Origin of the sequence: Silanimonas sp. (assembly GCF_044377035.1) — a bacterium.
Lineage (GTDB): Bacteria > Pseudomonadota > Gammaproteobacteria > Xanthomonadales > Xanthomonadaceae > Silanimonas.
The window spans coordinates 155,592-172,443 of the sequence record NZ_JBILJW010000001.1; the positions used below are offsets into that span (position 1 = coordinate 155,592).

General features: G+C 68.9%; 15 protein-coding genes. 3 read left to right on the forward strand and 12 right to left on the reverse strand.

The window, feature by feature from the left end:
* Positions 1 to 9: 9 nt before the first annotated feature.
* From ACIQ6S_RS00760 to ACIQ6S_RS00780, 5 genes are read right to left on the reverse strand one after another with little or no spacing between them, the layout of a single operon-like run.
* On the reverse strand, positions 10 to 876 hold the full coding sequence (locus ACIQ6S_RS00760) for a GNAT family N-acetyltransferase (protein WP_397606668.1): 867 nt from the start codon (positions 874 to 876) through the stop codon (positions 10 to 12).
* Positions 863 to 1,771: a hydroxymethylglutaryl-CoA lyase gene (locus tag ACIQ6S_RS00765; RefSeq protein ID WP_397606669.1), complete on the reverse strand. Its 909-nt coding sequence runs from the start codon at positions 1,769 to 1,771 to the stop codon at positions 863 to 865. The genes ACIQ6S_RS00760 and ACIQ6S_RS00765 overlap by 14 nt, the downstream gene beginning before the upstream one ends.
* The gene (locus ACIQ6S_RS00770) at positions 1,768 to 3,771 is read right to left on the reverse strand and encodes a biotin carboxylase N-terminal domain-containing protein (RefSeq protein ID WP_397606670.1); all 2,004 of its coding nucleotides are present in this window, start codon (positions 3,769 to 3,771) and stop codon (positions 1,768 to 1,770) included. The genes ACIQ6S_RS00765 and ACIQ6S_RS00770 overlap by 4 nt, the downstream gene beginning before the upstream one ends.
* Positions 3,771 to 4,295, reverse strand: a complete 525-nt coding sequence (locus ACIQ6S_RS00775; RefSeq protein ID WP_397572515.1) for a cupin domain-containing protein — start codon at positions 4,293 to 4,295, stop codon at positions 3,771 to 3,773. Before ACIQ6S_RS00775 ends, ACIQ6S_RS00770 begins: the two co-directional genes overlap by 1 nt.
* Positions 4,296 to 4,298: 3 nt before the next feature.
* Positions 4,299 to 5,087, reverse strand: a complete 789-nt coding sequence (locus tag ACIQ6S_RS00780; protein WP_397606671.1) for an enoyl-CoA hydratase-related protein — start codon at positions 5,085 to 5,087, stop codon at positions 4,299 to 4,301.
* Between the two features lie 146 nt (positions 5,088 to 5,233).
* Between ACIQ6S_RS00780 and ACIQ6S_RS00785 the strand changes: the two genes are divergently transcribed.
* From ACIQ6S_RS00785 to ACIQ6S_RS00795, 3 genes are read left to right on the forward strand one after another with little or no spacing between them, the layout of a single operon-like run.
* Entirely contained in the window at positions 5,234 to 5,485 is a 252-nt protein-coding gene (locus ACIQ6S_RS00785) for a ferrous iron transport protein A (protein WP_397606672.1), read from the forward strand.
* Positions 5,485 to 7,326: a ferrous iron transporter B gene (locus ACIQ6S_RS00790; RefSeq protein ID WP_397606673.1), complete on the forward strand. Its 1,842-nt coding sequence runs from the start codon at positions 5,485 to 5,487 to the stop codon at positions 7,324 to 7,326. The genes ACIQ6S_RS00785 and ACIQ6S_RS00790 overlap by 1 nt, the downstream gene beginning before the upstream one ends.
* On the forward strand, positions 7,326 to 7,553 hold the full coding sequence (locus ACIQ6S_RS00795; protein WP_397606674.1) for a DUF6587 family protein: 228 nt from the start codon (positions 7,326 to 7,328) through the stop codon (positions 7,551 to 7,553). Before ACIQ6S_RS00790 ends, ACIQ6S_RS00795 begins: the two co-directional genes overlap by 1 nt.
* A gap of 38 nt (positions 7,554 to 7,591) precedes the next feature.
* On the opposite strand, the gene ACIQ6S_RS00800 is transcribed toward ACIQ6S_RS00795, so the two are convergent.
* The 7 genes from ACIQ6S_RS00800 to ACIQ6S_RS00830 all read right to left on the reverse strand — a co-directional run bounded on the left by ACIQ6S_RS00800 (position 7,592) and on the right by ACIQ6S_RS00830 (position 16,765).
* Positions 7,592 to 9,199 (reverse strand): hypothetical protein, encoded by a 1,608-nt coding sequence (locus ACIQ6S_RS00800; RefSeq protein ID WP_397606675.1) that lies wholly within the window; start codon positions 9,197 to 9,199, stop codon positions 7,592 to 7,594.
* Positions 9,196 to 10,893, reverse strand: a complete 1,698-nt coding sequence (locus ACIQ6S_RS00805; RefSeq protein ID WP_397606676.1) for an Hsp70 family protein — start codon at positions 10,891 to 10,893, stop codon at positions 9,196 to 9,198. The genes ACIQ6S_RS00800 and ACIQ6S_RS00805 overlap by 4 nt, the downstream gene beginning before the upstream one ends.
* Positions 10,894 to 10,954: 61 nt before the next feature.
* The gene (locus ACIQ6S_RS00810; protein ID WP_397606677.1) at positions 10,955 to 12,577 is read right to left on the reverse strand and encodes a carboxyl transferase domain-containing protein; all 1,623 of its coding nucleotides are present in this window, start codon (positions 12,575 to 12,577) and stop codon (positions 10,955 to 10,957) included.
* Between the two features lie 68 nt (positions 12,578 to 12,645).
* Positions 12,646 to 13,740, reverse strand: a complete 1,095-nt coding sequence (locus ACIQ6S_RS00815; RefSeq protein WP_397606678.1) for a GNAT family N-acetyltransferase — start codon at positions 13,738 to 13,740, stop codon at positions 12,646 to 12,648.
* Entirely contained in the window at positions 13,737 to 14,963 is a 1,227-nt protein-coding gene (locus ACIQ6S_RS00820) for a DUF3419 family protein (RefSeq protein WP_397606679.1), read from the reverse strand. The genes ACIQ6S_RS00815 and ACIQ6S_RS00820 overlap by 4 nt, the downstream gene beginning before the upstream one ends.
* 102 nt (positions 14,964 to 15,065) lie before the next feature.
* Positions 15,066 to 15,437, reverse strand: coding sequence for a hypothetical protein (locus ACIQ6S_RS00825; RefSeq protein ID WP_397606680.1), 372 nt, complete (start codon positions 15,435 to 15,437; stop codon positions 15,066 to 15,068).
* A 152-nt stretch (positions 15,438 to 15,589) separates the two neighbouring features.
* On the reverse strand, positions 15,590 to 16,765 hold the full coding sequence (locus ACIQ6S_RS00830; protein WP_397606681.1) for a thiolase family protein: 1,176 nt from the start codon (positions 16,763 to 16,765) through the stop codon (positions 15,590 to 15,592).
* Positions 16,766 to 16,852: the final 87 nt, after the last annotated feature.

The window sequence follows — 16,852 nt, forward strand, 5'->3', positions numbered from 1 at the left end:
GGCGCTGGCTCAGAGCGCCCGCAGGTAGAAGCGGTTGCAACCGAAGTGGCCGGTGGCCCCCATGGCCTGCGTGATCCGCTGGAAGCCGGCGCGCTCGTAAAGCGCCTGCGCCGCGTCCATGCCGGTGAGCGTCTCGAGATAGCACTGGCGGTAGCCGAGGCGCCGCGCGGCATGCAGGCAGCGGGCGATCAACGCCGTGCCGGCACCGAGGCCGCGGAGGCCGGGCTTGAAGTACATCTTGCGCAGCTCGCACACGCCCTCGACGCCATCGAGGGGCGCGATGCCGCCGCCGCCCAGCACGGTGCCGGCGACTTCGACGACGAAGTAGGCCGCGCCGGAGCGCGCATAGGCCGCATGCATGGCCGCCACTTCGGCATCGTGGATGGCAAAGCCCGGGCCATCGGCGCCGAACTCCGGCATGACGCTGCGGATGATGTCGGCGACGGCAGCATCGTCGGTCGACCGCATCGGGCGCATCACGAAGCGCGCCGCGTCCTCGATCTGGCTCAGGTCGGCCTTGCGCACCCAGCCGGCATCGCCCTTCGCCGAGTAGCACCAACGCCAGCCGCCCTGGTCGTCGCCGACCAGAAGCCGCTCACCCGGCGTCAGCGCCAGTTCGCGGGCGTCGTAGTCGGCGATCGCGACGGCCGAAGCGGGCAGGGCATCGAGCGATTGGCCCTCGCCAAGTTCAAAGGCGTGGCGTAGCACCCAGCCTTCGCCGCCCTCGGGCGTCACGCCCCAGTGGAAGTCGGGCCACTCGTCGTCGTTGCGCGTGATCGTCAGCGCCGTTCCGGCGTGGAATGCGATCGGGTGCTCATACGTCGGGCGCCGGCCGGCATAGGCCACGGCCGCGCGGAGTCGTTCATTGCTTTGCACGGTTCACCTTGCTCATGGAATCGCGGCCCAGCACCGACGACAGCCAGCGGCCGGTCGTGATGAGCGCATCGAGGTCGACGCCGTGGGCGAAGCCCATCCCGTCGAGGAGGTAGACGATGTCTTCGGTGGCGACGTTGCCACTCGCGCCCTTGGCGTAGGGGCAGCCGCCGGTGCCGGAAACGGCGGCATCCACCACGCGCACGCCGGCCTCGAGGCAAGCGGCGACGTTGGCGACGGCCTGCCCGTAGGTGTCGTGGAAGTGCACGGCCAGAGCGTCGATCGGTACCTCGCCAGCCACGGCTTCGAGCATGGCGCGCGCCTTGCGCGGCGTGCCGACGCCGATGGTGTCGCCCAGCGAAATCTCGTAGCAGCCCATCGCGTGCAGGGCCTTGGCCACGCGCACGACCTCGGCGACTGGCACCTCGCCCTGATAGGGGCAGCCGAGCACCGTCGAGACGTAGCCGCGCACGGCCACGCCGTCGCGTTTCGCCGCTTCGAGCACGGGCGCGAAGCGTTCCAGCGATTCGGCGATGCTGGCGTTGATGTTGGCCTTGCTGAAGGCCTCCGAGGCCGCGCCGAAGATGGCGATCTCGGTCACGCCGACGCTCCGCGCGCGCTCGTAGCCCTGCAGGTTCGGCACCAGCACCGGGTAACGCACGCCCTCGCGCTGCGCGACGCCGGCATAGACCTCGGCAGCGTCGGCCATCTGCGGCACCCACTTCGGGCTGACGAAGGCCGTCGCTTCGACGGTGCCGAGGCCCGTGGCGGCAAGCTTTTCGATCAGCGCGATCTTGTCGGCGGTGCCGACCAGCGCTTTCTCGTTCTGCAGGCCATCGCGCGGGCCGACCTCGACGATGCGAACGACGTCGTTGGTCACCGTGGCGGCCGTGCTCATTCCAGCACCACCAGCACGGCGTCGGCCTCGACGAAGTCACCGGCGGCGGCGCGCACTTCCTTGACGGTGCCCGCGCGCGGCGCCTTCAGGCTCAGCTCCATCTTCATCGCCTCCATCACCGCGCACTCCTGGCCTTCGGCCACGGTGTCGCCCGGTTTCACCTTGGCCAGCACCACGCGGCCCGGCATCGGGGCCTTCAAAGTGCCATCACCACCTGAGCCTGCCTTGCCGGCGAAGGCGTAAGCGCCAAGGCGTTCGATAAGCCAGCGCTGCGTGCCGTCGTGCAGCAGCACGGAGCCCGCATCGACATGGGCGCGGGCCAGCACGGCAATGCCGTCGACGCGGGCCGAGGCGCGGCCGTCGTCACCGAGCCGCAGGCCGTCGACGCGGATCGTCGAAGCCTCGCCTTCGAGCCCGATGACGTAGTCGCCGCCGTGCCCGCGCGCACTGAGCACGTGGCGGACGCCGGCGGCCTCGAGCACGAGGCGTCGCGCACCGCCGTGGCCGAGGCGCCAGCCGTCGGCGATGGCCCAGGGCGAGGTCGGGTCGGTGCCGGCCGCCGCGCGTTCGCGCGTGGACTGTTCCTCGCGCATCAACACCGCGGCCGCCGCGAGGGCGAGCATCGGCGCGGGCGGCGGCGTGGCCGGGGTGAGCACTTCCCCCAGGGCGCGGTCGAGGTAGCCGGTGTCGATGGTCCCCTCGACCACGCTCGGGTGGCGCACCAGCGCTTCGAGGAAGGCCACGTTCGACTTCGGCCCGCGGATGTCGCAGTCCGCCAGCGCTTCGCGCAGTCGTGCGAGGGCGCGCGGTCGCGTCTCGTCCCACACGATGAGTTTCGCGATCATCGGGTCGTAGAAGATCGTGACCGTGTCGCCTTCCACCACGCCGCCATCGAGGCGCACGTGCGCGGAGGGCGCTGGCAGGCGCAGGCGTTCCAGCTTGCCGGAGCCCGGCAGGAAGCCGGCCGCCGGGTCTTCCGCGTACAGGCGCAGCTCGATGGCGTGGCCGTGCTGGCGCACCTCGTGCTGCGCGAAGGGCAGGGCTTGCCCAGCGGCGACGCGCAGCTGCAGCTCGACGAGATCGAGCCCGGTCACCAGCTCCGTCACCGGGTGCTCGACCTGGAGGCGCGTGTTGATCTCCATGAAATAGAAGCCGCCGTCCTGCCCGACGATGAACTCGACGGTGCCGGCGTTGACGTAGTCGATGGCCCTCGCGGCCTGCACGGCCGCGGCGCCCATCGCCTCGCGAAGGTCGGTGTTGAGGAAGGGCGAGGGCGATTCCTCGACCACCTTCTGGTAGCGGCGCTGCGCCGAGCATTCGCGTTCGTTGAGGTGCAGGGTGTGGCCATGCGCGTCGGCGAACACCTGGATTTCGATGTGGCGCGGCTTCTCGACATAGCGCTCCAGCAGCACGCGGTCGCGGCCGAAGGCGTTCTTCGCCTCGCGCTGGCAGCTCTCCAGCGCCGCGGCGAACTCACCCGAAGCGCGCACGATGCGCATGCCCTTGCCGCCGCCGCCGTGCGCGGCCTTGATCATCAGCGGGTAGCCGATGGCGTCGGCCTCGCGCTGCAGAAGCTCGGGTGACTGGTCGGCGCCGGTGTAGCCCGGCACCACCGGCACGCCGGCCGCGTGCATCAGTTCCTTGGCGCCGGCCTTGCTGCCCATCTTCCGCATCGACGTGCCCGAGGGGCCGACGAAGGCGATGCCCGCCGCGGCCACCGCGTCGGCGAAGTCGGCGTTCTCCGAGAGGAAGCCGTAGCCCGGATGGATGGCCTGCGCGCCGGTCTTCTTCGCCACTTCGAGGATGGCGTCGCCGCGCAGGTAGCTGTCGCCGGGCGCCGGGCCGCCGATGCGGTGCGCTTCGTCCGCGAGTCGGACGTGCTGGGCGTCGGCGTCAGCGTCTGAGTAGACGGCGACGGTGCGGATGCCGAGCTTGCGCGCGGTGCGGATGACGCGGCAGGCGATCTCGCCGCGGTTGGCGATGAGCAGGGTCTGGAACATCACTCGCCGTCCCAGTAGCCGAGGTTGTCGGCTTCGCGGTTGCGCAGCCGGATGGCCTGCGGCACGCCGTGCTCGTCGCGGCCGAGATGGTGCGAGGCGCCGGTCTTGCCGGAGTCCGGGTACTGGTAGAGGTCGGGGGAGATCATCGTGCTCACGGCGAGGTAGCGCAGCGTCGTGCTGGCCGAGGTGTTGCGGATCTGGTGGGCCGTTTCCGGCCCGCCGACGGGGCAGGCGATCACGTCGCCCACGCGCAGCGGATAGCGCTCGGCGCCGACGCGCAGTTCGCCTTCGCCTTCGAGCACGAGGAACATCTCCTCGTTGCCGTAGTGGTTGTGCGCGGGGAAGGCGGCTTTGCCGGGCGGCACGATCGTCACGTTGTAACCCAGCTTCTGCGCGCCGATGCGGGGCGAGATCGGGGCCACCATGGCGCCTTGGTATTTCTCCGGGCTTTCGTCCGGCGGGGCCGTGATCAGGCGCGGCGTGAGCGCATCGAGGTTGATGACCGGGCAGGGGCGCTCGCTCATGGCTCAGCCCACCCAGCGCGGCGCGCGCTTGTCGAGGAAGGCGCCCAAGCCTTCCTGGCCTTCCGGCGAGACGCGCAGGCGGGCGATCAGCTTGGCGTTCTCCGCGTCGATGCGCTCGGCGTCCTCGCGGGCCATGCCGCCCATGCGCAGGGCCAGCGTCTTCGCTTCCGCCTGCGCGATGGGGCCGCCTTTGCCCAGCCAGTGCAGCTCGCGGTCGACGGCGTCATCGAGCTCGCCGGCCGGCACGCAGCGATGCAGAAGCCCGATGCGCGCGGCTTCCGGCGCTTCGAAGACTTCCGCTGTCTGGAAGAGCTTGCGGGCTTGGCGTGCACCGATGGCGGCCACGACGTAGGGCGAGATCACCGCCGGCACGAGACCGAGCTTGGCTTCCGACAGCGAGAACTTCGCGCCTTCGACGGCGATGGCGATGTCGCAGCAGGCCACGAGCCCGACGCCGCCGCCGTAGGCCGAGCCGTTGACGCGAGCGATCGTCGGCTTCGGAAAAAAGTTCAGCGTGCGCATGAGCCGCGCGAGTTCCAGCGAGTCGGCCAGGTTCTCTGCTTCGCTGGCCTTGGCCATGCCGCGCATCCAGTGCAGGTCGGCGCCGGCCGAGAAGGTGCTGCCTTGGCCCGTCAGCACGAGGGCGCGCACCGAAGCGTCGGCGGCCAGCGCGTCGAGCATGGTGTTCAACGCGCCGATGAGGCCGGCATCGAAAGCGTTGTGGACCTCGGGGCGGGCCAGGGCCAGCCAGGCGACGGCGCCGCGCCGCTGCAGGTCGATGGGATGGGACACGCGTCCTCCGGAAGGGGGGATGGCTCCGGCCGACGCCGGAAAGCCTTCGATTCTAGCGACTGCGCCTGCCTCCCCGACGCTCGCGGCGGGGTCGGCTCCCTGTGAGGGAAATGTCTATAATGAGAACGGTTCTCAAGGACCCGCTCGTGACCCTTCTCGATTTGCCGCCCGGCAGCACCGCCACCGTCGCCGCCGTCCACGATGTGCAGGCCAACGATGCCATCGCCCGGCGCCTCCGCGAACTCGGCTTCGTCGCCGGAGAGCCGGTGCGCGTGGTGACGCGCGGCCCCTTCGGCGGTGATCCGCTGCTGGTGCAGATCGCCGGCACGCGCTTCGCGTTGCGTCGCGTCGAAGCCGCCCGCGTGCAGCTGGTTCCGGAAGCCGGGGCGACGCCGTGATGCGAGCCGCGCTCGTCGGCAACCCCAACTGCGGCAAGACCGCGCTGTTCAACCGCATCACCGGCAGTCGGCAGAAGGTGGCGAACTACGCCGGCGTCACCGTCGAGCGCAAGGAGGGCCGCGCGCGGCTCGCCTCCGGCCGTGAACTCGCCATCCTCGACCTCCCCGGCGCTTACAGCCTGCAGGCCGCCAGCCTCGACGAAGCGGTAACCCGCGACCTGCTGCGCGGCTTCTATCCCGGTGAGCCCGCGCCCGACCTGCTGCTCTGCGTGGTCGATGCCACCAACCTGCGCCTGCACTTGCGCTTCGTTCTGGAGCTGAAGGCGCTGGGCAAGCCGATGCTGGTGGTGCTGAACCTCGTCGATGCCGCCGAACGGCGCGGCATCGCCATCGACATCGCGCGCCTTTCCGCGGAACTCGGCGTGCCCGTGGTTCCCACCGTCGCCGTGCAGCGCGGCGGTGCGGATGCGCTGCTGGCCGCCATCGACGCCGGCAAGGCCCGCCTGCCACCGGCCGCCGCGGCGAACGCGATGCCCGACGCCGAGGCCCTGCATGCGGAAGTGCATCGCTTGCTTGATGCCGCCGTGCGGCTGCCGCCCGCCGCGCTCACGGTCGAAGACCGGCTCGACCGCATCGCGCTGCATCCGGTGCTCGGCTTCGTGCTGCTCGCCGTCGTGATGTTCCTGATGTTCCAGGCCGTGTATGCGTGGGCCGAACCGCTGATGGCCGGCATCGAGTCCGCCACCGCGTGGCTGGGCGCTACGGTCGCCGCGTGGATGCCGGCCGGGCCGCTGAAGAGCCTCGTCGTCGATGGCCTCATCGCCGGGCTCGGCGGCGTGGTGGTGTTCCTGCCGCAGATCCTGATCCTCTTCCTCTTCATCCTCGCGCTCGAGGAGAGCGGCTACCTGCCGCGAGCGGCCTTCCTGCTCGATCGCGTGATGGCGGGCGTCGGGCTCTCCGGCCGCAGCTTCATCCCGCTGCTGTCGAGCTTCGCCTGCGCCGTGCCCGGCATCATGGCCACGCGCAGCATCCAGGACCCGCGCGACCGCCTCGCCACCATCCTGGTCGCGCCGCTGATGACCTGCTCCGCGCGCCTGCCGGTGTATGCGCTGCTCATCGGTGCCTTCATCCCGCAGCGCGACGTGCTGGGCGTGTTCAACCTGCAGGGCCTCGTGCTCTTCGCGCTGTACGCCGCGGGCATCCTCTCGGCGCTCGCCGTGTCGTGGGTGATGAAGCGCTGGCGCCGCGACACCCGCGAGCACGCGCTTCTGCTGGAGCTTCCCGCCTATCGATGGCCGAACCCGCGCGACGTCGCCATCGGCCTCTACGAGCGCGCGGCGATCTTCCTGAAGCGCGTGGGTGGCATCCTGCTCGCCCTCACGGTGCTGCTGTGGTTCCTCGCCAGCTACCCGGCGCCGCCCGACGGCGCCACCGGGGCCGCCATCGACCACAGCTTCGCCGGCATGATCGGCCACGCCATCGTGCCGCTGTTCGCACCGCTCGGCTTCACCTGGCAGATCTGCATCGCGCTGATCCCGGCCATGGCCGCGCGTGAGGTGGCGGTCTCGGCGCTGGCCACGGTCTACGCCATTTCCGCCGTCAGCGACGACCAAGCCGGTGCGCTGGCGCCGCTGATCGCGAACGACTGGTCGCTGGCCACGGCGATCGCGCTGCTGGTGTGGTTCATCTATGCGCCGCAGTGCATCAGCACCCTGGCCACGATCAAGCGCGAGACCAACAGCTGGCGCCAGACCGGCATCGCCACGGCCTACCTGTTCGCACTGGCGTACGGCGCGACACTGATCGCGTACCAGCTCGCCGTCGCGATGGGGGCGGGCTGATGCTGCAGGAGTTCGTTGTTGGCGTTGTCGTGCTGGCCGCCGCGGCCTTCGTGCTGCACGATCGCGCGCCGGGACTGAGCCGTCGGCTTCGCGTTGCGATGGCCGTGCCGCTCGTGCGCGAGGGGAGGCCCGCTTGGGTGAAGCGGGCAGGGCGCTGGATCGCGCCACTGCGTGTTGCATCGAACGGTTGTGGTGGCTGCCCCCCCAAGTGCCGAAACGGGCAGTGAAGTGGCGTTGATTGCCCCTTGGACCTCCGCGTGAAGGCTTAGCCCGGCACCATCATTGCGATGCAGCCGACGAGCGCGCAGGCAATCGAGGAAAGCAGCAGACCGGCGGGCTCAATTCTAATCGTGGCGCGATACTGGTTACGTTCCCAAAGGTCGCCACTCCGGAGTGCGGCACGGTCGCCCGCAACGTACGCTAACCAGACGATCCAACAGGCGAAAAGGACACAGAGCTCGGGAACAACTATCGCGAAAACAATCCTCACCACCGCCACCATGGCGAACGACAGTAGAACGACGGCGGCAGTGGATCCAAGGAGTCGCTGCGTGGTGAGCAGCGCGACGCCGATGTATGCGAGACAGGCGGCTCCCTCAGCATTGGGATCGATGCTCATCCAGACCGAGGAGCCAAGCAGGGTCCACTGACTGATGCGATGTGCCGCAGGCGTGCGGGAGTCGTTCTCCAAACGGTCGGACCATCGCACAACAGCCGATATGCACGTTCGCATTGCGCGGATGAGCAGTGTCCAGCAATCAATCATTGCCACGCCGGCCGTCCAAAGTGCGATGAATACGATGGAGAGCGAGATCGGCGCCGGCACGTGCCTGCCGAAGAGTTGTAGTGAATGCTCGATCATCAGGTAAACGATCGCCGCGAAAGGCAAAGCCCAGGCCGCTCCACGAGTCGCATGGAACGCCAGCCCTGGAATCGTAAGGCGGCTGTCGTTACTGATTGATCGAAGCCAAGCTTGCGTCTCTGGCGCCACAAGGAAGTTGACTTGAGGGCTTTGGGTTGACTCGAGGCGATCAAGCAACTCCAAGGTTTTCTTTAGATTCCGCGGCAACGCGAGCCAAAGGAGCGAAGGCACCCCTGGCAACCGCGTCCGAAGAAAATGCCAAGCCGGTAGGTGAACGCGTCCCTCCATATGCGGTTCGCCGCGCGATTGGGCCTCGATGGCGGAAAGAAGCTGGTCCAGAGCGATTTTGGCGGCGGCTTCTCGGGCACTCGCCATCTGCTCGTCGCTCGGCATCTCGAGCTCCGGCGCAGCGGGGAACTGGAGGCTGTACTCGATTTCCCGAACGCGATCGATGATGGCTGGGTGCAGCTGGAGCTTCGCGTCTATCCCGAAGAAGTCAAAAACAGTGTCGACATGTTCTCGGCTTGTTCGCAGCTGGTGGATTCGATTCGACAATGCTTCGGCGACGAAAGGGATAAGTGCCCACTTCAGGTCGACCGAAAACAGGTCTGGATGGTCGTCGAGCCAACGGCGGAGGTCTTCCGGGCGTTCGTGGGTCAGCCTTGGCGCCAAATCATCAAAAAAGGCCGTGAAGTCGAAACCTCGTTCCATCTCCGCCGGCGGCGCCTCGGGCGAGGGAGGATCGATCAGGCGCCCAAGCTCGGGCGGCGCGTCGTTGGCGCTATCGCCGGCGGCCGGCTTTGCCTCGGCGGTTGGCGCTTTCTGTTCCGCCTCGCGCTCGCGGTGCTTTGCTGCGCCCAATGCCCACTCGTAGGCGTCGTTCAGCCGCTGGAAGCCGATCGGATCCTCGTCGGGTCTCGTGGTCTTCAGGGCGCGCGCGTAAGCACGCTTGATCGCCTTCGCATCAGCGTCGTCGCCGATGGCAAGGATGTCCCAAGGCGTCGCGCTCATCGGTGCAGCCGCGCGTCGAAGGCGTCGAGCGCCTCCTCGAAGGAGGCGCGGTGCGCCGCGACGAGGTCGCGGTCCTGCGTCAACAACGCCGACTGGAACTGCACGATCATTCCCTGCAGCTGCTTGCGGTCTTCGCCCAGCGCTTCAGCGAAGAGGCGTTCGGCGCGCGCGATGATCGCGATGTTGGGTTGCTCGTCGCGCGGATGCACCTTCAGCGCCGCCAACTCGGCCAGCCTCGCCTTCACTTCGGCGTCGTCGAGGCCGGAACCGTCCTGCACGATGACCAGTTCGCGAACGACTCCCGACTTCTGCACCTTGGCCTCGACCTGCAGGACACCGTTGATGTCGTAGGTGAACCGCACATCGACACCGCGCTCTTCGGGGTTGCCCGGTGGCAGGGGGATGTCGAGGGCGCCGAGGGCGATGTTGTGCTCGACGCGGGGGTTTTCCCCTTGGAAGACGTGCAGTTTCACCGTCGACTGGTGCGCATGCACCGGGGTGTACTCGCGAACGCGGCTCACCGGCACCGTGCTGTTGCGCTCGATGATCGGGTCGAAATGGCCGTCGCTGCGCACGCCATTGCCGAGGTCCATGCTGATGGCCACGCCGAGCGAGTGCGGGCAGACGTCGGTGAGGACGATCTCCTCGAGCGTTTGGTCGCGCCCCTTGAGGCCAGCCGCCACGCAGGCGCCGTGGGCGATGGCTTCGTCGGGCGCGACGTGGCGCAGCGGCAGCCTGCCCAGCAGACGCGCGGCGAGGCGCGAAAGCTGCGGCATCCGCGAGGCGCCGCCCACCATCACGATCTCCGCGAGGTGGGGGCCGCGCAGGCCCGCATCGCGGATCGCGCGTTCGATCGGCGCGCGCATTCGCGCCACCAGCGGCGAGATCACCTCGTCGAAGCGGTCGATGTCGAGCGTGACGGCGTATTCCCGGCCGCCCAGCGTCAGGGCGATCTGGGCCGGTTGGCCGGCGCAGAGCTGGCGCTTCGCGACTTCCGCGCGCTGCCGCAGCAGGCTCGCGTCGCCGGCAGGCAGCGTGGTCCGGAGCGCGCCGGTTTCCACGAGGAAATGCTGCTCCAGCGCCTCGGTGAAGTCATCGCCGCCGAGGAAGTTGTCGCCGGCGCTGGCATGCACCTTCACCACGCCGTCGAACAGTTCCAGGATCGAGACGTCGAAGGTCCCGCCGCCGAGATCCAGCACGAGGACGTGGGCGTCGTCGAGTTTCTCCGCCAGGCCGTAGGCCAATGCGGCCGCCGTGGGTTCGTTGATCAGCCGCTCCACCTTCACCCCGGCCAGTTCTCCGGCGCGGCGCGTGGCGCGCCGTTGCGCGTCGCCGAAGTAGGCCGGCACGCTGATAACGGCTTCGGTCGGCCGGGCGCCGAGTGCTGCCTCGGCATCGTCGAGCAGCGAGCGGATCACCAGCGCCGACAGCTCCTCGGGCCGATATGCCCGCTTTCCGAGCGTGGTTTCGCGTTTGCTGCCCATCCAGCGCTTGAAGCTGGCCACGCTCCGTGTCGGGTGGCTGATCAGGCGATCTTTCGCCGGCTTGCCCACGAGAAGCGTGCCGCTGTCGTCGACGCTGATCGCCGAAGGCGTCAGGAGATCGCCGTGCGCATTCGGAAAGAGTTTCGGGTTGCCATCGACGAATGCGCCGATGAGGGAATGGGTGGTGCCGAGGTCGATACCGACAATCATGGAAACCGATCGTCCTTGAGCGGGGGGCGTGGGGAAGTGGGAAAGGGAGGCGCGGGAGCGATTACATGCGGAACACGCCGTAGCGCTGCTCGGTCGTCGTGGTACGTTCGATCGGCGCGTTCAGCGCGGCCGACAGCGCGAGGCCCAGAACGCGGCGGGTGTCGGCGGGGTCGATGATGCCGTCGTCCCACAGGCGCGCCGTAGCGTAATACGGGCTGCCCTGGGTCTCGTATTGCTCGCGGATCGGTGCCTTGAAGGCCTCTTCCTCGTCGGCGCTCCACGCCTTGCCGGCAGCCTCGAGTCCATCACGCTTCACCGTGGCGAGCACGCTGGCGGCCTGTTCGCCGCCCATCACCGAGATGCGCGCGTTCGGCCACATCCACAGGAAGCGCGCGCCGTAGGCGCGGCCGCACATCGCGTAGTTGCCGGCGCCGAAGCTGCCGCCGATGACCACGGTGAACTTCGGCACGTGCGAGCAGGCCACGGCCGTCACCATCTTGGCGCCGTCCTTCGCGATGCCGGCGTTTTCGTACTTCCGGCCCACCATGAAGCCGGTGATGTTCTGCAGAAACACCAGCGGGATGTTGCGCTGGTTGCACAGCTCGATGAAGTGCGCGCCCTTCAGCGCGCTCTCCGCGAACAGGATGCCGTTGTTGGCGACGATGCCGACGGGATAGCCGTGCAGGTGGGCGAAGCCGCACACCAGCGTGGTGCCGTAGCGCGCCTTGAACTCCTGGAACTCGCTGCCGTCGACGAGGCGCGCGATGACCTCGCGGATGTCGAAGGGCTTGCGGGTGTCCTTGGGCACGACGCCGTAGAGCTGCTCGGCCGGATACATCGGCTCGCGCGGGGGCTGCGTGGCGACGTTGGGCGCCTTCTTGCGATTCAGATGGGCCAGCACGTCACGGGCGATGGCGAGCGCGTGGCGGTCGTCCTCGGCGTAGTGGTCGGCCACGCCGGAAATGCGCGTGTGCACGTCGGCGCCGCCGAGCGCTTCGGCATCGACGACTTCGCCGGTCGCGGCCTTCACCAGCGGCGGGCCGCCGAGGAAGATCGTGCCCTGCTCCTTGACGATGATCGACTCGTCGCACATCGCCGGCACATAGGCGCCGCCGGCCGTACAGCTGCCCATCACCACCGCCACCTGCGGGATGCCGAGGCCGCTCATGCGCGCCTGGTTGTAGAAGATGCGGCCGAAGTGCTCCTTGTCCGGGAACACCTCGTCCTGAAGCGGTAGGAAGGCGCCGCCGGAATCGACGAGGTACACGCAGGGAAGGCGGTTCTCGAGGGCAACTTCCTGCGCGCGGAGGTGCTTCTTCACCGTCATCGGGAAGTAGGTGCCACCCTTGACCGTCGCATCATTGGCGACGACGACGACCTGCTGGCCGTGCACGTTGCCGATGCCGCAGATCATCCCGGCGGCCGGTGCGGCGCCGTCGTAAAGGCCTTCGGCGGCCAAGGGCGCGATCTCGAGGAAGGGCGAGCCCGGGTCGAGCAGGGCTTCGATGCGCTCGCGGGGCAGCAGCTTGCCGCGCTCCGTGTGTTTCGTCCGGGCCTTCTCCCCGCCGCCCTCGGCCGCGCGCGCGAGGCGCTGGTCGAGTTCGCTGACATTGGCCTTCAGTGCGTCGGCGTTGGCGAGGAAATCCGGCGATCGCGGATCGATCTGGCTGTGCAGCTGGGGCATGGAGGGGGCAGGAGTCTCGACGATAGACCGCGATGGTAGCGCCGCGGCTCGCTCCCGTGTCCCCGGCCTCAGCCGAAGCGCTGGAGGATGGCCGGCGCGGCGCTCCGAAGCCCCCGCGCGACGACGGCAAAGGCGTGTCGTTGCCCGGGGGCGAGGCCGCGGGCGTCCGCCGCGGTGTACTCCAGCACGGGCTCGCCGCCGCGGTTCCGCTTGAACTCCCCCGCGCCGGAGCTGTAGTGGAGGCGGAGGCCTCGCTCCCGAGCTTCGAACAGCAGTCGTGCCATCAATCGGCGGTACAAGCCGAGTGACGCCGGTGCTGTGGTGTCGTAGCCGATGAGCGGCGTGGTCAGCCAGCCCGCTTGGGCGTACAGGCCGAGGACGCCCACCAGCGCCCCGTTCCAGCGCAGGGCGACGAACTCCAAGGGACCATGCAGGCGCTGTCGCTCGAAGAACGCGGCGGTGAAGTCCGGGTTCCACGCCGAATGCTTGTCGATGAAGACCGCTCGGAAGCAGCGCCGCAGGGCCGGCAGGTCGCTTTCGCGCAAGGCCTCATGCGTGACCCAGGAGACCTCGGGATCCTTCATCAGCTTTTGGTCGCGTCGCACGTGGTTGCGCTTCCAGAGCGACGAATCGTCGGGATCGCAGAGATAGACCTGCCTCGCCGGCAGCATCTGCCATCCCTGCCGCACCAGGGTCTCGGAGAGTCCGCCATCGACGGCGCCGCAGACATTGCGCCACAGGCGCAGCCGGCCGGGCGCGGACGCCGCAGCCCAGGCCTCGAGGGCAGGGACGGCGCCCGCCAGCCCGGGGGCGGGCAACTGGGTCGAAAAAAGTGGGTTGTCGAACCATGCGCAACGATGGAAGCCCGCGGCCCGGAGCATGCCCCCGAGGGTGGCACGCAGCGGCAGCGCTGCGAATCGGGCCGGGCGCCGGCCGTCGATGAGTTCATCGAGCGCGTAATCCAGCCAGGCGGATCGCGCGCCGGCGACGTAGCTGTTGCTGGAGGCTGCGGGCCCGTCGACGAGGACGGGTACCCTCAGGCCGCCGGCGTGCACGACATGCGCGATGGCGTCCACGTTGGCGACCCATCCGGAGACCGGACCGGGCTCGTCGGCCAGCCATGCCGACGCCGGCAGTGGCGCGTCGCGCGATTCCAGCCTCAACGGATTTTTTCGTAGACGTGCACGCCGCCGTAGATCGCCGAACGATCCTCGGCGTACAGCGCGCGATTGCGGTCGCGGTCGGTGCGCCAATGCGCGATCAGCTCGGCGGGCAGCCGGTTTTCGAGCTGGGACTCCCGCCCACCGGTCCGGAACACGACGCGTGCACCCGGCCGCGCCGTGCGGGTGACTTCCGACCACAGGGCAATGAGCTGCGCATCGTCCATCCAATCCTGCGAGTCGAGGAAGAGGTACGCGTCCATTGACGCCGAATCACGGCCCAAGAGGAACTGCGTCAGAGTCTGGTGGTGAGCGTGCAGGCGATCAACGCGCGCCTTCACCATCGGGTAATGGCTGGCCTGCAGGTACATCGGCAGCTGCGCGTCGCGTTGGGGATCGTATCGGCGCGCGAACGCCTGGGCCGCGAAGCAGTTGCTTTCGTAGGGGAAATCGCAGGCGAGGTGGCGCATCCGTTCTTCGAACAGACCCGCGAGGGACAGGCCTTCGGCGTCGGCGTCGGCCTTCAATGCGTCGAACTGCGCCGGTGGGATGCCGAGGCTGTAGAGCGCCGCCGGCTGGCGCGACAGCCAGTGCAGAACCGGCAGCCGGAACAGGGGGGCGACATGGCGTTGGAAGCGCTCGGCCTGCTCTTCGGGCGTCTTGGCCTCGACCATCGCCGAGAGATTGCCGCCGAGCAGCCGGGCGAGGCCATGCGAGAAGCCGATGAAGCGGCCGAGCAGGCCGTGCCGGTAGGCGTGGCGGGTGAACATGCTGTGGCGGGGGCGTCCGAGCAGGTCCGGGGCCTCCCAGTATTGGCGCAGGCCCTCATCCAGTCGCGGGGCAACGTGCTCGCGGTAGCGCTGCGTGTTGGACGGTTGCGCGGCATCGGCGAGGAACGCCAGCACCTCGGCATGGTCGGGAAGCCCGGCCAATGCGGCACGCTTGAGCTGAAGCAGTCCGAGGTGGTGGGCGTTGAGGTCCACCACGTGCACGGCCGCCGGGTCGGCGGTGAGGTAGGCCAACGCGTTGCAGCCGCCGGAGGAGATGCAGAGGATCTCCGCGCCGGGCCGGAGCTCAAGCGCCTTCAGGTCGACGACCGGGTCTTCCCAGATCTGGGCATACACCAAGCGGTTGAACCAGTGGGCAAAGAGCCGGTCCGCCCATCCCTTGCCGCCCTTCGTCGTCGAATTGATGACGGCGGTGTTGATCAATGTTTTCGTATTCATGGCGCGGTAGCAAACCGCACTTGCATGACAACTCCGCGTCGCACACAAAAAAAACCGCCGGGCAAGCCCGGCGGTTTCAGAGCGAGGGACTCGCAGCCCGAATTACTGGGCCGGGGTCTCTTCGGCCGGGGCTTCTTCAGCGGCCGGCTCGACGGCAGCAGCGGCGTCGGCAGCAGCGCCTTCGACGGCGGCAGCGGCGTCGGTGGCAGCGGCGTCGACGGTGGCAGCAGCGTCGGTAGCGGCGGCGTCAACGGTGGCGGCGGCGTCGGTCGCAGCGGCGTCAACCGTAGCGGCGGCGTCGGTGGCAGCGGCGTCGACGGTGGCGGCAGCGTCGGTGGCAGCAGCGTCAACAGCGGCGGCGGCGTCAGCAGCCGGAGCGGCCTCGGCGGCCGGGGCGGCTTCTTCAGCCGGCTTCGAGCAGGCGGTCAGCGCCAGGGCAACGGCCAGGGCGAGCAGCGACTTGTTCAGCGACATGGATTGAGTCCTCGTCTACACGGGTAGTTAGTAAGAAAAACGTGCGCATTCATCCGCGCACGTTGTGTTCATCATGACAAGAACCCGACCGTAGTCAAGCCCTTGACCGTCCCTTTTTGACCGGAGGGGCGCCACCCCCGAAAGTCACGGGATCAGCCGAGCTCGATCGCTACCGCCGTGGCCTCGCCGCCGCCAATGCAGAGTGCCGCGACGCCGCGCTTGCCGCCGGTCTGGGCCAGCGCGTTCAGCAGGGTCACGATCAGGCGGGCGCCCGAGGCGCCGATCGGATGGCCGAGCGCGCAGGCGCCGCCATGGATGTTGAGCTTCCCGTGGGGGATGCCGAGCTCGCGCATCGGCGCCATCGCGACGACGGCGAACGCTTCGTTGACCTCGAACAGATCGACCGAATCGACCGTCCAGCCGGCCTTGTCCAGCACCTTCTGGATGGCGCCCACCGGGGCCGTGGTGAACCACTCCGGCGCCTGCGAGTGCGTGGCGTGCGCCACGACGCGGGCCAGCGGCTTGGCGCCGAGGGCCTGGGCCTTGGCGGCCGAGGCCAGCACCAGTGCGGCGGCGCCATCGTTGATCGACGAGGAGGCCGCAGCAGTGATCGTGCCGTCCTTCTTGAAGGCGGGCTTCAGCGTCGGGATCTTCTCGATGTTGCAGCGGCCCGGCTGCTCGTCTTGGTCGATGGCGGTGTCGCCCTTCTTGCCGGCCACGATCACCGGGACGATCTCCGCCTTGAACTTGCCCTCGGCCTGCGCGGTCTGGGCGCGGCGCACCGACTCCGCAGCGAACGCATCCTGCTCCTCGCGGGTGAAGGTGTACTTGCTCGCGCAGAGCTCGCCGAAGCCGCCCATAGGCTGCTTGTCGTAGGGGTTGGTGAGGCCGTCCCACGCCATGTGGTCGAGCATCTCGGCGCTGCCAAAGCGAATGCCGGTGCGCGAACCGTTCAGCAGGTGCGGGGCGTTGGTCATGCTCTCCATGCCGCCCGCCACGATGACGTCGGCCGAGCCCGCCTTGATCAGGTCGGCGCCCAGCATCACGGCCTTCATGCCCGAACCGCAGACCTTGTTGATGGTCGTGGCACCGGCGGCGGCGGGGATGCCCGCGGCCAGCATGGCCTGCCGCGCCGGGGCTTGGCCGAGGCCGGCCGGCAGGACGCAGCCCATGATCACTTCGGAGACGGTCTCGGCCGCGACGCCGCTCTGTTCCAGCGCGCCCTTGATGGCGGCGGCGCCGAGCGTGGGCGTGGGCACCCCGGTGAACTGACCGAGAAGAGCGCCGAGGGCGGTGCGCTTGGCGCCGAGGATGACGATGTCCGACATGGGAAGGTCCCGGGGAGGAAAGCCGGGATTATCCGCCCCCGGTGGTTTCAGCTGCAAACGTATGCACCGGGACCTTGGGGTAGGGGG

Coding starts and splice junctions, on each gene's coding strand:
- ACIQ6S_RS00775 (WP_397572515.1), bottom strand. CDS start 4,295: ATGAGCGAGCGCCCCTGCCCGGTCATCAACCTCGATGCGCTCACGCCG.
- ACIQ6S_RS00770 (WP_397606670.1), bottom strand. CDS start 3,771: ATGTTCCAGACCCTGCTCATCGCCAACCGCGGCGAGATCGCCTGCCGC.
- ACIQ6S_RS00790 (WP_397606673.1), top strand. CDS start 5,485: ATGCGAGCCGCGCTCGTCGGCAACCCCAACTGCGGCAAGACCGCGCTG.
- ACIQ6S_RS00830 (WP_397606681.1), bottom strand. CDS start 16,765: ATGTCGGACATCGTCATCCTCGGCGCCAAGCGCACCGCCCTCGGCGCT.
- ACIQ6S_RS00805 (WP_397606676.1), bottom strand. CDS start 10,893: ATGATTGTCGGTATCGACCTCGGCACCACCCATTCCCTCATCGGCGCA.
- ACIQ6S_RS00820 (WP_397606679.1), bottom strand. CDS start 14,963: ATGAATACGAAAACATTGATCAACACCGCCGTCATCAATTCGACGACG.
- ACIQ6S_RS00810 (WP_397606677.1), bottom strand. CDS start 12,577: ATGCCCCAGCTGCACAGCCAGATCGATCCGCGATCGCCGGATTTCCTC.
- ACIQ6S_RS00800 (WP_397606675.1), bottom strand. CDS start 9,199: ATGAGCGCGACGCCTTGGGACATCCTTGCCATCGGCGACGACGCTGAT.
- ACIQ6S_RS00765 (WP_397606669.1), bottom strand. CDS start 1,771: ATGAGCACGGCCGCCACGGTGACCAACGACGTCGTTCGCATCGTCGAG.
- ACIQ6S_RS00825 (WP_397606680.1), bottom strand. CDS start 15,437: ATGTCGCTGAACAAGTCGCTGCTCGCCCTGGCCGTTGCCCTGGCGCTG.
- ACIQ6S_RS00795 (WP_397606674.1), top strand. CDS start 7,326: ATGCTGCAGGAGTTCGTTGTTGGCGTTGTCGTGCTGGCCGCCGCGGCC.